Annotated in this window: 15 protein-coding genes and 1 riboswitch; of the genes, 11 read left to right on the top strand and 4 right to left on the bottom strand. The window is 59.6% G+C overall.

The features are described from left to right. Nucleotides 1–5 precede the first annotated feature (5 nt). Nucleotides 6–824 carry a M48 family metallopeptidase gene (locus tag AC19YQ_RS05435; RefSeq protein ID WP_500594725.1) on the top strand — a complete coding sequence of 273 codons (819 nt, stop codon included), beginning with the start codon at nucleotides 6–8 and terminating at the stop codon, nucleotides 822–824. Between the two features lie 18 nt (nucleotides 825–842). Here AC19YQ_RS05435 and AC19YQ_RS05430 read toward each other — a convergent pair whose 3' ends face one another. The 3 genes from AC19YQ_RS05430 to AC19YQ_RS05420 all read right to left on the bottom strand — a co-directional run bounded on the left by AC19YQ_RS05430 (nucleotide 843) and on the right by AC19YQ_RS05420 (nucleotide 3,683). Then, nucleotides 843–1,427: a TMEM165/GDT1 family protein gene (locus AC19YQ_RS05430; RefSeq protein WP_133078943.1), complete on the bottom strand. Its 585-nt coding sequence runs from the start codon at nucleotides 1,425–1,427 to the stop codon at nucleotides 843–845. Between the two features lie 90 nt (nucleotides 1,428–1,517). After that, nucleotides 1,518–1,639, bottom strand: a riboswitch (yybP-ykoY riboswitch). Nucleotides 1,640–1,688: 49 nt separating this feature from the next. Then, entirely contained in the window at nucleotides 1,689–2,687 is a 999-nt protein-coding gene (locus tag AC19YQ_RS05425) for a methyltransferase (protein WP_219260924.1), read from the bottom strand. Between the two features lie 30 nt (nucleotides 2,688–2,717). Beyond that, complete coding sequence (locus AC19YQ_RS05420) at nucleotides 2,718–3,683, bottom strand: 2-hydroxyacid dehydrogenase (RefSeq protein ID WP_500594724.1); 966 nt, start codon at nucleotides 3,681–3,683, stop codon at nucleotides 2,718–2,720. Nucleotides 3,684–3,763: 80 nt separating this feature from the next. On the opposite strand from AC19YQ_RS05420, the gene AC19YQ_RS05415 reads away from it, so the two are divergent. The 9 genes from AC19YQ_RS05415 to AC19YQ_RS05375 all read left to right on the top strand — a co-directional run bounded on the left by AC19YQ_RS05415 (nucleotide 3,764) and on the right by AC19YQ_RS05375 (nucleotide 12,750). Then, nucleotides 3,764–4,393: a LysE family translocator gene (locus tag AC19YQ_RS05415; protein ID WP_133078898.1), complete on the top strand. Its 630-nt coding sequence runs from the start codon at nucleotides 3,764–3,766 to the stop codon at nucleotides 4,391–4,393. 241 nt (nucleotides 4,394–4,634) lie between these two features. Then, a complete protein-coding gene (locus AC19YQ_RS05410; protein WP_133078899.1) occupies nucleotides 4,635–6,392 on the top strand; it encodes a DUF1302 family protein in 1,758 nt (585 codons plus the stop codon). Nucleotides 6,393–6,637: 245 nt separating this feature from the next. Beyond that, complete coding sequence (locus AC19YQ_RS05405) at nucleotides 6,638–7,417, top strand: ABC transporter substrate-binding protein (protein WP_133078900.1); 780 nt, start codon at nucleotides 6,638–6,640, stop codon at nucleotides 7,415–7,417. A 90-nt stretch (nucleotides 7,418–7,507) separates the two neighbouring features. Beyond that, complete coding sequence (locus tag AC19YQ_RS05400) at nucleotides 7,508–8,197, top strand: ABC transporter permease (RefSeq protein WP_133078901.1); 690 nt, start codon at nucleotides 7,508–7,510, stop codon at nucleotides 8,195–8,197. Between the two features lie 13 nt (nucleotides 8,198–8,210). Continuing rightward, entirely contained in the window at nucleotides 8,211–8,909 is a 699-nt protein-coding gene (locus AC19YQ_RS05395; protein WP_133078902.1) for an ABC transporter permease, read from the top strand. Nucleotides 8,910–8,918: 9 nt separating this feature from the next. Continuing rightward, nucleotides 8,919–10,031, top strand: coding sequence for a succinylglutamate desuccinylase/aspartoacylase family protein (locus AC19YQ_RS05390; protein ID WP_133078903.1), 1,113 nt, complete (start codon nucleotides 8,919–8,921; stop codon nucleotides 10,029–10,031). 18 nt (nucleotides 10,032–10,049) lie between these two features. Then, nucleotides 10,050–10,814 (top strand): ATP-binding cassette domain-containing protein, encoded by a 765-nt coding sequence (locus AC19YQ_RS05385; protein WP_133078904.1) that lies wholly within the window; start codon nucleotides 10,050–10,052, stop codon nucleotides 10,812–10,814. 133 nt (nucleotides 10,815–10,947) lie between these two features. Then, on the top strand, nucleotides 10,948–11,856 hold the full coding sequence (locus tag AC19YQ_RS05380; RefSeq protein WP_133078905.1) for a MurR/RpiR family transcriptional regulator: 909 nt from the start codon (nucleotides 10,948–10,950) through the stop codon (nucleotides 11,854–11,856). A 171-nt stretch (nucleotides 11,857–12,027) separates the two neighbouring features. Next, nucleotides 12,028–12,750, top strand: a complete 723-nt coding sequence (locus AC19YQ_RS05375) for a YiaD family glycine zipper/OmpA-like lipoprotein (protein ID WP_133078906.1) — start codon at nucleotides 12,028–12,030, stop codon at nucleotides 12,748–12,750. 102 nt (nucleotides 12,751–12,852) lie between these two features. Here the strand turns inward: AC19YQ_RS05375 and AC19YQ_RS05370 are convergent, their stop codons facing one another. Beyond that, complete coding sequence (locus AC19YQ_RS05370; RefSeq protein WP_133078907.1) at nucleotides 12,853–13,287, bottom strand: Z-ring associated ZapG family protein; 435 nt, start codon at nucleotides 13,285–13,287, stop codon at nucleotides 12,853–12,855. 139 nt (nucleotides 13,288–13,426) lie between these two features. Between AC19YQ_RS05370 and AC19YQ_RS05365 the strand changes: the two genes are divergently transcribed. Beyond that, nucleotides 13,427–14,062: an alpha/beta hydrolase gene (locus AC19YQ_RS05365; RefSeq protein WP_133078908.1), complete on the top strand. Its 636-nt coding sequence runs from the start codon at nucleotides 13,427–13,429 to the stop codon at nucleotides 14,060–14,062. Nucleotides 14,063–14,073 lie beyond the last annotated feature (11 nt).

The following is a 14,073-nucleotide window of genomic DNA, read 5'->3' as shown; positions in this document are numbered from 1 at the left end:
CTTCGATGGGTAAGTTAGCGGTAGTGTGCGCGATGGGGGCCGGGTTATTGCTCGGCGGTTGCCAGGCGGTGAATACCACCAATGGTGGTGCGGTCGGTGTCGAGCGCAAGCAGTACATGTTCAGCATGCTGTCGAGCCAGCAGGTTGACCAGATGTACGCGCAGTCTTATCAGCAGACAGTCAGCGAGGCGAGCACCAAGGGCGCCCTGGACAAGACCAGCGCCAACGCCAAGCGTTTGCAGGCAATCGCCAACCGACTGATTGCCCAGGCCCCGGCCTTTCGCCCGGATTCCGCGCAATGGAACTGGGAAGTCAATCTGATCAAGAGTGACGAGCTCAATGCCAACTGTGGCCCTGGCGGCAAGATCATCTTTTACAGCGGGATCATCGATCAGCTCAAACTCAGTGATGATGAAATCGCCGCGATCATGGGCCATGAAATTGCCCACGCCTTGCGTGAGCACGGGCGTGAATCCATGTCCAAGGCTTATGGCATCGAGATAGCCAAGCAAGGTGCTGGCGCATTGCTGGGGTTGGGGCAAGACAGCCTGGGGCTGGCCGACACGGTGGTGAACTACAGCCTGACCCTGCCAAACAGTCGCAGCAATGAAAACGAAGCAGACCTGATCGGCCTGGAGCTGGCAGCACGTGCGGGTTACAACCCGAATGCAGCGATCACCCTGTGGCAGAAAATGGCTCAGCAATCACAGGATGCACCGCCTGAGTTCATGAGCACTCACCCGGCCTCCAGCAGCCGGATTGCAGCGCTGCAAGGGGCGATTCCGAAGGTGATGCCGCTTTACCAGCAAGCCCCGAAATCGTAATCCCCTCGTGGGAGCGGGCTACACCCAGCCGCTGATCTGCATCGCCTTGTACACAGCCACGATGGCCAGTACGACAAACGCGGTGGCTGCCAGGCGGCGGATCAGGGTCAGCGGCAGTTTGTCAGCGGCAAAGTTACCCGCAAGAACCACCGGCACGTTGGCAATCAGCATGCCCAGGGTGGTGCCGATAATGACCAGCCACAAGTCCGGGTATTGGGCCGCGAGCATCACGGTTGCCACTTGGGTCTTGTCGCCGATTTCGGCAATGAAGAATGTAATCAGGGTGGTAACGAAAGGCCCGTACTTGCGCGCGGTGCTGGCTTCGTCGTCGTCCATCTTGTCGGGCACCAGGGTCCACAACGCAGTAGCGGTAAAGCTTGCCGCGAGGATCCAGTGCAGCATGGCGTCACTGAAGAAGGTGCTGAACCAGGCGCCTACGGCACCGGCCGCGGCATGGTTGGCCAGGGTCGCGACCACGATGCCGGCGATAATCGGCCAGGGTTTGCGAAAGCGAGCGGCAAGAATGAGGGCGAGCAGCTGCGTCTTGTCGCCGATTTCGGCCAAGGCAACAATTGCGGTAGGAACGAGTAAGGAGTCGAGCATCATCAGGTGGCTTCCAGGGGCGGGTCGACACGGCTATGACACGTACAGCCTTCCCGCCCCGGGTAAGGTGTTCGTGTCATAGGTCTTGTCAAACCCCGGTCCGTCTGTGCGGACACCTGGGTCGCATACGCCATGGTCTGTTGACCAAGTATGTTGACGTATGCCGGACGAGCATGGCGCTCGTGGGAGACTACTCCCCTAGGACGGAGCGGATTCTGCCTAGGCAAATCCGATCCGGCAAGCCCTTATTTCACAATGTGTTTAACGGCGCTTGGCGCTGTAAATCCGGAAACCCTGACCTTCAGCCTTGACCGCGCAGGCACCGAAATGCTCTTCGATCAGCGGTTGGTAGCGCAGGAAGCTGTTGGCCACAATCCGAAGTTCGCCACCTGTTTTCAGATGTTTGACTGCTTTTTGCAGCAGGTTTTCGGTAGCGTGGTAATCGGTGTGCACCCCGACATGGAACGGCGGGTTGCTCAGGATCGAGTTCAAGCCCATGGGCGCAGCGTCGATACCGTTACCTGTAATCACGTCGCCTTCCAGGCCGTTGGCCGCAAGGGTCAGGCGGCTGCTGGCAGTGGCGAAGGCATCCACGTCGAGCAAGGTGACGGTGTTGTGCGGGTAACGCCGCTTGACTGCAGCGCCGAGCACGCCCGCGCCGCAGCCGAAGTCCAGCACGTGGCCGCTGGGCAGTTTGTCCAGATGCTCAAGCAGCAAGGCGCTGCCGCGATCCAGGCGCCCGTGGCTGAACACGCCCGGCAGGCTGACGACTTTCAGCGGGCCTTCGGCCAGGGGCAGTTCGTAATGTTGCGCCAGCTCTTGCAGAACGGGCACTGGCGGAGCGTTGTCCACCGTCACTTGCCACAGCTGGCAGTGCCGTGCGCTGTCGAGTTTGCGCGGCTTGCCGAACGGGATCAGTTGTTTGGAGGCGCCTTCAATGCCGCCCTTTTTTTCGCCAACCAGAAACACATCGGCATTGGGCAAGCGAGCGGCCACGGCCTTGAGCACGTAGTCGCTCAGTTCCTTGGACTTGGGCAGAAACACCACGGCGGTGTCGAATGCCCGTTCAGGGATTTCGACACCAAACTGCACACGGCCTTCAAAGCGGGCGTCGAGCACGGCCTGGTCACCGGCATGCCAGCACCAGCCGTGGGCATCGGGCAATTCGCCGAGTAGTTCGTCAGCCGGCAAGCCGACCAACAGCACCGAACCTTGAAAGTATTCAGGCTGACGAAGCAGTACTTCACTGCGCGGATCCATAATCTGCTCCTCAAAAAGGGGCGCAGTCTATCAACTGACGACCCGCAGCGCTGTACCGTTGAAGAACGCTTCGGCGTTTTGTGCCAGTTGGCCGACGATGCGCTGGCGCGCCTCGCGGCTGCCCCATGCGCTGTGCGGGGTAATGATCAGGCGCGGGATGTCGGCTGACAGCAGCACGTTGCCGTCGCGAGGAGGTTCGACGCTCAGCACGTCGGTCGCCGCACCACCCAGATGGCCGCTGCGCAGGGCGTCGGCCAGTGCCTGTTCGTCGATGATGCCGCCGCGTGCGGTGTTGACCACAAAGGCTCCGGGCTTGAGCAATGCCAGCTCGCGGGCACCGATAAAGTTGCGCGTGTGTTCAGTGAGCGGGCAGTGGAAGGTCAGGGCGTCGACCTGGGGCAGCAGTTCGTCCAGCGGCAGGCGGTCGGCATGGGCCGGGCGGCCCGGGATCTGGCCGATCAATACGCGCATGCCGAAGGTTTCGGCCAGCCTGGCCACCGCACTGCCCAGCTCGCCATGGCCGAACAGGCCCAGGGTCTTGCCTTCCAGCTCCACAATCGGGAAGTCCAGCAGGCAGAACTGTTTGGCTTGCTGCCACTGGCCGTCGGCTACGGCCTTGTTGTAGTCGACCAGGCGTGTCGCCAGTGCCAGCAGCAGGCCCAGGGTGTGCTGTGCCACCGAGGGCGTGCCGTATCCCTGGCAGTTGGCGACGGTAATCCCCTGGGCGCGGGCGGCTTCAAGGTCGACGTTGTTGGTGCCGGTGGCGGCTACCAGAATCAGCTTCAGCTCCGGGCACGCGGCGAGGGTGTGGGCGTTGAGCTGGACTTTGTTGCTGATGGCTACACTGGCGCCTTGCAGACGCTCGATCACATTCCCGGGGGTGGTGTCCGACCACACCTGCAGATCGCCGAAGCTTCGACGCAGCGGGTCAAGATCGAGGTCGCCCAGATCCAGTGAGGTGTAATCAAGGAATACGGCGCGCTGAGTGTTAGTCATCAACTGTACCTTTTGTGCTGTGAAATGAAGGCGTAATGTGGCGAGCCTAACAGAAGAAACAATTTGTAATGGAGCCGTGCATGTACTGGACAGAATTTTTGACCGTTGCCCTGATTCACCTGTTGGCTGTGGCCAGCCCCGGGCCGGATTTTGCCGTGGTGGTTCGCGAGAGCGTGACCCACGGTCGCCGCGCCGGCATCTTTACCGCCTTTGGTGTTGGCACGGCGATTTTCGTCCATGTCGGTTATTCGCTATTGGGCATCGGGATCATTGTGTCGCAATCCATTGTGCTGTTTAACGCCCTGAAGTGGCTGGCAGCGGCTTACCTGCTGTACATCGGCTTCAAGGCGCTGCGGGCCAAGCCGGCCGATCCGGCAGCACTGGCCGCCGCCTTGCCGGTGGGCGAGCGTACGGCTCGCGGTGCGTTCACTTCGGGTTTTGTGACCAATGGCCTGAACCCCAAGGCGACACTGTTTTTCCTGTCGTTGTTCACCGTGGTGATCAACCCGCATACGCCGCTGTCGATCCAGGCGGGCTACGGCGTGTACCTCGCGGTTGCCACCGGGCTGTGGTTTTGCATGGTCGCCATGCTGTTCAGCCATCAGCGCGTACGCACCGGCTTTGCCCGCATGGGCCATTGGTTTGATCGCACCATGGGCGCAGTGCTGGTGGCGCTGGGCGTGAAGCTGGCGTTTACCGAGATGCACTGATCTCCCAAAAAACCGTAGCAGCTGCCGAGGAACGAAGGCTGCGTCCGGCGGCGTAGCCGTCGTAAAACCGTAGTTCGCGGCCCACCTGTCAAACCGTGTACACAGGTTTACGATTGCTTCGCAATCGAACGCAGCCTTCGTTCCTCGGCAGCTGCTACGGAGAGATGGTTGTGTTCTTGTCAAAATCTGGATTTGCTTCATCCTTGCGGGCTTATTGCAGTGTGCCCACGGAGAAGTATCGATGTCCTCAGTCAACCGGTCCTGGCGCCGCGCCAAGCTGGCGCTGGCAGTCAGCCTCGCGTCGACGTCCGCCTGGGGCGTAAGCTTCAATATCGGCCCGGTCGAGGGCCAGATCGATTCCGAGTTGTCCATCGGGGCCAGTTGGTCCACTGCCAAGGCCGACCGTAACTTGATTGGCGCCAACAATGGCGGCAAGGGGCAATCCGAAATCTCGGATGATGGCCGCCTCAACTTCAAGCGCGGCGAAACCTTCTCAAAGATTTTTACCGGCATGCACGCGCTGGAGCTGAAGTACGGTGACAGTGGCCTGTACGTGCGCGGCAAGTATTGGTACGACTTCGAACTGCAAGACGACAGTCGCCCCTTCAAAGCCATCAGTGATCGCGGACGAAAAGCCAGTGCCCAATCTGCCGGTACACAGCTGCTGGATGCCTTCGTGTATCACAACTACGCAATTGCCGATCAGCCTGGCGCGGTACGTCTGGGCAAGCAGGTGGTCAGTTGGGGCGAAAGCGAATTTATCGGTGGCGGGATCAATGGGATCAACCCCACTGACGCGTCTGCCTATCGGCGTCCCGGTACTGAATACAAAGACGGCCTGGTGCCGGTCAACCTGTTCTATATCTCGCAAAACCTGACCGACAACCTGTCGGCCGACGCTTTTTATCAACTGGATTGGGAGCAATCGGAAGCGGATAACTGCGGGACGTTTTTCTCCCGGTCCGACGTGATGGCTGACGGTTGCAGCGGTAACTATCGCGTGATGAGCAAGCGCTCGGCGCTCGATGTGGCGGACCTCGCGGCCCTCACCGGCGCGGGTGTCGACGTGAACGGCGAGGGCGTGCTGGTGCGTCGCGGAGCCGATCGCAATGCGCGCAACAGCGGCCAGTTTGGCGTGGCCATGCACTATGTGTTTGAGCCGCTGGACACCGAGTTTGGTGCCTACTTCATGAATTACCACAGCCGCGACCCGATCCTCAGCGCGGGCGCTGCGCCGCAGTCGGCCTACAATGCGGCATCGGGTGCAGGGGCGCTGGCGCCGATGATCGTCGCCGGTCACTCCAGCTACTACGTCGAATACCCCGAAGATATCCGTCTGTATGGTTTGAGCTTCGCCACGACGTTATCCACAGGCACGCGCTGGAAAGGCGAGTTGAGCTATCGCCCCAATGCGCCGGTGCAACTCAACAGCAATGACCTGCTTTATGCCAATGTCACGCTGCTGCCCGGGCTTGCAGACGCATCGCCATTGACCGTGACTCCCGGCGCGGATGTGCAGGGCTATCGGCGCAAGGAAATTACCCAGTTCCAGACCTCGCTCAGCCATGTTTTCGACAACGCCATGGGGGCCAATCGCCTGACCGTGACCGGTGAAGTGGGTGTGACGTATGTGGGCGGACTGGATAGCCCCTCAGACCTGCGTTATGGCCGTGACCCGGTGTTCGGTTCAGGCGGCAACGACGGCTTCACCACTGCCACTTCCTGGGGCTACCGTGGCCGGGCGGTGTGGGAATACAACAGCGTCCTGCCCGGTGTGAACCTCAAGCCCAATCTGGGCTGGTCCCATGACATCAGCGGCTATTCCCCTGGCCCCAATGCCAACTTCGAAGAGGGTCGCAAGGCCATCACCTTCGGTCTGGACGGCGAATACCAAAGCACTTACACCAGCAGCCTGTCGTACACCAATTTCTTTGGCGGGCGCTACAACACCCTCAGTGACCGGGATTTTGTAGCGTTGACGCTGGGCGTGAAGTTCTGACACCCCCTCTCTCTTTTGTGTGTGAGCGGGCTTGCTCGTGATTCAGACGACGCGGTCTGCCTGCATGACTGCGTGATGTCATCGCGAGCAAGCCCGTTCCCACAAGGAGAGATGTTGTCTGTGGGTGATATATTTATTTTCACGATATTGATTTCTGAAATAATACGTGTCACTTATAGGCGCACACCCTCATGGGTTTTAACCACCGAGCCAGCCCGGATGGCGCCCCTTCAGGAGTCAATAATTTGAAAAAGACAGAACTTCTAGGTGTATTGGCACTTTGCGCTGCGAGCCTTATGGCTCACGCCGATGAAGCGCCGCTGCGCATCGGCATCGAGGCGGCCTATCCGCCATTCTCCTTCAGAACCCCTGAGGGTGAAGTCAGTGGTTTTGACTACGACATCGGCAATGCGCTGTGTGAAGAAATGAAGGCCAAGTGCACCTGGGTCGTCCAGGAGTTCGACGGCATGATCCCTTCACTTAAAGTGCGCAAGGTTGATGCGGTGCTGTCTTCGATGTCGATTACCGAAGACCGCCTCAAGTCGGTGGATTTCAGCAAAAAGTACTACCACACCCCCGGCAAGTTCGCGATGAAGGCGGGCAATGTGCTCACCGACCCCAAGGTCGACCTCAAGGGCAAGCGTCTCGGCGTGCAGCGTTCTTCGACGTATGACCGCTTTGCAACCGAACAGCTGGAGCCGGCGGGCGTCGTGGTCGTGCGCTACTCCACCCAGAATGAAGCCTTCCTCGACCTGGCCTCGGGCCGTCTGGACGCCACCCTGGCGGACATCGTCTACACCGACGAGAGTTTTATCAAAACCCCGGCTGGCAAGGATTACGCCCTGGTTGGCCCGGACATCAACGACCCGAAATACTTCGGACGTGGTGCCGGTATTGCGGTGCGCAAAGGCGACACCGCCAACGCTGCACGCCTGAGCGCAGCCATTGATGCGATACGCGCCAACGGTAAATACGACCAGGTCATGGCCAAGTACTTTACGTACGACATCTACGGCCAACGCTAAGTAACCCCGCAACCCTCAAGTCGCCTCCTTTCAGGGGGCGGCAGGGGTTGGTCTCGCGCTTTTTTTGGCGCTCGCCTGAGGAATTTCATCATGCTCCACGGCTACGGATCGAGCATTCTCGATGGTGCCTGGCTGACCGTGAACCTTGCCCTGACGTCCATGGCCCTGGCGATTGCCCTGGGTCTGGTGGGTGCGGCCTTTCGCTTGTCTCCGGTCAAATGGCTGGCGCGGCTGGGGGAGGGCTATACCACGGTGATTCGGGGTATCCCTGATCTGGTGCTGATCCTGCTGATCTTTTATGGCGGCCAGGACCTGATCAACCGCATCGCGCTGGCGCTGGGCTACACCGGCTACATCGATATCAATCCCTTTATCGCCGGTGTCTGCACGATGGGCTTCATTTTCGGCGCCTATCTGTCGGAAACCTTTCGGGGTGCCTTCATGGCCATCCCCGCAGGTCAGGCCGAGGCGGGACAGGCGTATGGCATGAGCCGTTCACAGGTGTTCTGGCGAATTCTGGTGCCGCAGATGATCCGCTTCGCCCTGCCGGGGTTCACCAACAACTGGCTGGTGCTGACCAAGTCCACGGCGTTGATTTCGGTTATCGGCTTGCAGGACATGATGTTCAAAGCCAAGAACGCAGCGGATGCGACCCACGAACCGTTTACGTTTTTCCTCGCCGTGGCGGTGTTGTATCTGATGCTGACCAGCGTGTCCTTGCTGGTGCTGCGTTATCTGGAAAGACACTTTTCGGTCGGCATAAAAGCCGCCGAACTGTGATTGGGAGCCCCTCATGATGCTCGACTACAACCTGATCTGGGAAAGCCTGCCGCTGTATTTCAGTGGCGCCCTGGTGACTCTCAAAGTTCTGCTGATTTCACTGTTCTTCGGGCTGATGCTGGCTATTCCGCTGGCCTTGATGCGGGTTTCACGCTCGCCCCTGATCAACTTTCCGGCCTGGGTTTACACCTACGTTATCCGTGGCACGCCGATGCTGGTGCAGTTGTTTTTGATCTATTTCGGCCTGGCGCAGTTTGAGGCAGTACGCCAAAGCGTGCTGTGGCCCTACCTTTCCAGTGCCACCTTTTGCGCGTGCCTGGCCTTTGCAATCAATACCAGTGCCTACAGCGCTGAACTGTTGGCGGGCAGCTTGAAATCAACCCCCCACGGCGAGATCGAGGCCGGTAAAGCCATGGGCATGTCACGGGCTACCCTGTTTCGCAGGATTCTCCTGCCGTCGGCCCTGCGCCGCGTGTTGCCGCAGTACAGCAACGAAGTGCTGATGATGCTGCAGACCACCAGCCTGGCGTCGATTGTCACCCTGGTCGACATCACTGGCGCCGCGCGTACGGTCAGTGCGCGCTACTACCTGCCGTTTGAGGCCTTTGTGACCGCGGCCATTTTTTATCTGGTCCTGACCTTCATTCTGGTTCGTCTGTTCAAGCTCGCCGAGCGCCGCTGGTTGGCGTATCTGGCACCGCGCAAGCACTAAGGAATATTCATGGAACACATCAAGTACCTTTTGCCGTGGACTGCTTCGGGCACAGAACGCCATTTGTCCCTGTTTCGTTTTGGTCAGGGGCAGCGCAAGGCTTATATCCAGGCCTCTTTGCATGCCGACGAGTTGCCGGGGATGCGGGTTGCCGTTGAGCTCAAGCGCCGTCTGCTAGAGCTTGAAGAGCAGGGCCGTCTGAATGGGGTGGTCGAATTGGTGCCCATGGCCAATCCCATCGGTATTGGCCAGATGTTCCAGGCCACCCATCAGGGGCGTTTCGAGTTTTCCAGTGGCAAGAATTTCAATCGTGACTTTCCGGCCCTGGCCGACGCCGTGGCAGACAGGCTGGAGGGGCAGTTAGGTGCGGATGCTGGCACCAATATCGCGCGGGTGCGCAGCGCCATGCTCGCTGTCCTGGATGAGTTGCCGGCTCCGGCTTCTGAGCTGGATGCCTTGCGTTGCCTGCTGATGCGCCATGCCTGTGACGCTGATGTGGTGCTGGACCTGCACTGTGACTTCGAGTCGATCATGCTGCTGTACGCCATGCCGCAAAACTGGCCGCGCCTGCAGTCACTGGCTGCCCGGCTGCAGGCCGGTGCCGCATTACTGGCGGAAGATGCAGGCGGCAGCGCGTTTGATGAGGCGTGTGCGATCCCCTGGCTGCAGCTCGCCGGGCGCTTTCCCGAGGCGGATATTCCGTTGGCGTGTGTGGCTGCAACCATTGAGTTGCGTGGCATGGCGGATACCGAGGCCGAGCCGTGTGCACAGAGCGCCGAGGCAATTTTGGGGTATCTCGCTGATCAGGGTTTGATCAATGGCGATTGGTCGACGGCTCCGACCGACTGTTGCGAGGCGACGCCGTTTGCAGGCGCGCAGTACGCCTATGCACCCCATCCCGGGGTGGTGAGTTTTATTCAGCCACTGGGGGCTCGGGTCACGGTGGGCGATCCACTGTTTGAAGTGATCGACCCGATCACTGACCGTCACAGCGTGGTGCGTGCCGACACTGACGGCATCCTCTATGCCCGCGAGCGCCTGCGCTTTGCCCAGCCCGGGTTGTGGCTGGCCAAGGTCGCTGGCAGCACCCTTATTCGCCAAGGCCGCCTGCTGAGCGACTGATCCTGGAGAGTGGACATCATGTACAAACTTGAAGTGCGCGATTTGCACAAAAGCTACGGTTCCCATGAAGTGCTCAAGGGCGTGTCTCTGGAGGCAAAGGCGGGGGATGTGATCAGCATCATTGGCTCCAGCGGCTCGGGCAAGAGTACTTTTTTGCGCTGCATCAACCTGCTGGAACAACCCGACTCGGGCAGCATCGTGCTCAATGGCGAAGCGCTGAAACTGGTAGCCAGCAAGAGCGCAGGGCTGAAGGCTGCCGATCCCAAGCAGTTGCAGCGTTTGCGTTCAAGGCTGTCGATGGTGTTTCAGCATTTCAACCTGTGGTCGCACATGACGGCCCTTGAAAATGTGATGGAGGCTCCGGTGCATGTGCTGGGCATGGGCAAGCGCGAGGCGCGGGAAAAGGCCGAGCACTACTTGAACAAAGTCGGGGTGGCGCACCGCATGAGCGCCTGGCCGGCGCACATGTCCGGCGGCGAACAACAGCGTGTGGCCATTGCCCGGGCGCTGGCAATGGAGCCGGAAGTGATGCTGTTTGATGAACCGACTTCCGCGCTCGACCCCGAGTTGGTGGGCGACGTGCTCAAGGTCATGCAGGACCTGGCGCAGGAAGGGCGCACCATGGTGGTTGTCACCCATGAAATGGGGTTTGCCCGCGAAGTTTCGAACCAACTGGTGTTCTTGCACCAGGGTGTTGTTGAGGAGCGTGGCGACCCGCGAAAAGTGCTGCTTGACCCTCAGTCCCTGCGGCTGCAGCAGTTTCTTTCGGGCAGTCTGAAATAGGTTTCAGGCCCCGGCTTGCGGTCTGCGCACCCGGGGTGGGCTTGGGATACACTCGGTCGGCCCACGCAAGCCCGCTCGCACCATTGATTGGGCACAGCCCCTTCTTTTATCCACAGGAAATGTTGAGCCGGACATGCCAAGCCCATCAAAAAACACCACTATTTATGCGGCTCCGGTCATGCGCAAGCTGGCAGAGGTCGCGCCCCACTTGCAGCCTTCATTGCGCAAGGTCGCGGACTTTATCCTGCGTCACCCGCTGCGGGCCGCAACGTTGACGATTGAGGAAATGGCCCAGGAAACGGCCACATCCCCGGCCGCGGTCAACCGGTTGGCCAAGGCCATGAACCTGGGGGGGTACACCGGCATGAAGGCCGAGCTGGTGGCGACGTTGCAGCAAGTGGTGTCGCCGGTAGACAAGCTTCGCAACGAGCTGGCCCATCGTCCTGACGGCGCATTTGGCCTGCATGAGCAAATCCAGAGCGCCAGCAGCAACCTCGCCACCGCGGCGACCAACAATCATCCGGATACGTTTGAAGCCTTTGTCACGAGCCTGATCAAGGCGCGCAAGATCTACATCCTGGGCTTTGGCAATAGCGTCTACTTCGCGGGCCTGGCAGCTTCGACCCTGATGCCGTTCTGTGCCGATGCGACGGCCATCAGCATGGAGGGCGGTAATGAAAACGCCGCGTATCGCCTGGCTGCGATCACCGATCAGGACGTCATGCTGGCTATTTCCTTGCCGCGCTACTCCATCGACACCCTGCAGCTTTCACGCTTTGCCAGGGAGCGGGGCGCCTGTGTGCTGGCGATCACCGACTCACCGGCCTCGCCGCTGGCCAGTATTGCCGAGCACGTACTGTTTGCGCCTGCCGATCATCCGGTAATGACCAGCTCCAGCATTGCGGTGCTCGCTTTGATCGAAGGGCTGGTTGCAGGGGTGATGGCGCGTAATAAAGAAGCCGTCAAACTGGCAACCGAACTGACCGAAAGCGTGATGTCTTACCTGCATATTCCGGTGAGCAGCAAAGCGTCGAAAAAGTAACTGCAAGTGCGGGTACATGGATTTGTGAGGTGGCGTTCGGGCGGCTATTGTTCGTTGAGTGCGAATGTTTGCGGCCAAAGGAATTTTTACCGTTGGTCGTGTTCCAAGGCTTATAAAGGTCTAACGCCAATGGCCTTTGCCCCCTCAGAAAGTTTGATCAGGAGCGTCACCATGTTCATCTCGCGTCGTTTGATTGTTGCAGCAAGCGCTGTTGCCTTGCTGGCCGGCTGCGCTACGCCTAACCCGTATGACAATCAGGGCCAGGCCTCTTCGGGGACGGGCTTGAGCAAAACGGCCACCTACGGCGGCCTGGGGGCCTTGGCCGGTGCTGTGGCAGGTGCTGCCATCGACCACAACAACCGTGGCAAGGGTGCGCTGATCGGCGCCGCCGTGGCGGGTCTGGGTGCTGCGGGTTATGGCTATTACGCTGACAAGCAAGAAGCGGCACTGCGTGCAAGCATGGCCAATACGGGCGTAGAAGTTCAGCGTCAGGGTGACAACATCACACTGGTGATGCCGGGCAACATTACCTTCGCCACCAACTCCGCCAACATCGCCCCAAGCTTCTATCAGCCGCTGAACAACCTGGCGAACTCGTTGAAGCAGTTCAACAACCAGAACCAGATTCAGATCGTGGGCTATACCGACAGCACCGGTAACTACAACTACAACATGCAGCTTTCGCAGCAGCGTGCGCAAAGCGTGGCGAGCTACCTGACGTCCCAGGGTGTCAGCGGCCAGTACCTGTCGGTACGTGGCGCAGGCCCTGCCGACCCGATTGCCAGCAACGCAACGGCTGACGGCCGTGCGCAAAACCGCCGTGTTCAAGTCACCCTGGCGCCGATCCCGGGCATGCAATACCAGCAGCCAGGCCAGGTGCAGCAGTACCCGTAAAGACAAGGCACTTCGTAGCAGCTGCTACGGGTTAGTCGCAAGCCGTACAAAAAAAGCCCCGTGATCCTTGCAGATCGCGGGGCTTTTTATTGAGCGCACTGTTTACTTTTTCAGACCGTAATGCTCATCGAGCATGCCCGGGCCGTTGGGGCTTTTTGGGGCGTAATCCAATGGCGGCTCGGTGCTGTGCGGCGGGGTGATGCGCTCGCGATGCGGTTGTGGCACATCGGAGTGCAAGGCAGCCAGCAGGCGTTGGCGAGTTTGCTCGTCCAGGGCCAGACGGTTGGCGCCCTCGGCGAGGTGTTCTTGCACTTCCTGATAGCTCTGGGTGAGCTTTTTCACCAGATTGGCGGTGGTGTTGAAGTGGGTAACCACTTCACTTTGGTAACTGTCAAAACGTTCCTGGATGTCGTCCAGCTGACGCTGCGTGCGGTTAGGCACGGCATTTGGCAACAGACGGGCAACCAGAAAACCAATGGCGACACCGGCAACCAGGGCTAGAGTCGGCAACAACCAAATCAAGAGCGAGTGTTCCACGAGTCCTTCCTCTATAAACGGCTTTGCTTTACGTTAACGGCTCGGACCTGCGCTGTATACCGCGATGCACTCGCAAATATGTCAGACAGAATCTATCAGCTAGACGAGTCGACCCAATTTGAGGTCACGGAGTTCCTTCTTGCTTACCCGCGAAACCCCCGTAGTAATTGATGGCCCGGTCGGCCAACTGGAAGCCTTGTACCTTGATTCTGCTGAGCCACGGGGCCTTGCGCTGCTGTGCCACCCTAATCCGGTGCAGGGCGGAACGATGATGAATAAAGTGGTTTCGACCCTGCAACGCACTGCCCGTGATGCTGGCCTGATTACCTTGCGATTTAATTACCGTGGTGTCGGCGCGAGCGCTGGCAGTCACGATATGGGCACTGGCGAAATCGACGACGCACTGGCGGCGGCTCATTGGTTGCGCGCCAAACACCCTGAATTGCCCATCACTCTGATCGGTTTTTCGTTTGGCGGCTTTGTCGCGGCCAGCCTGGGCGGGCGACTTGAGGCCGAGGGCGAAAAGCTGTCGCATCTGTTCATGATCGCTACAGCGGTCTCGCGTTTGCGTGACGACTACCCCTTGCCGCAAGGGTGCCCCTTGACGGTTATCCAGCCTGAAGCCGACGAAGTGATTGATCCGCAGTTGGTCTATAACTGGTCAAACCACCTGTCGCGCCCCCATGAGCTGCTGAAAGTGGCAGAATGCGGACACTTTTTTCACGGCAAGCTGCCCGAGCTCAAAGAGTTGGTAGCGCCACGCCTTTCGAATTGATTGCAGCCTGA

The sequence above is a fragment of the Pseudomonas sp. MF06569 genome (genome assembly GCF_059862735.1).
Note: the sequence above shows the minus strand (reverse complement) of the source record. Positions and strands in the feature narration are given on the sequence as shown.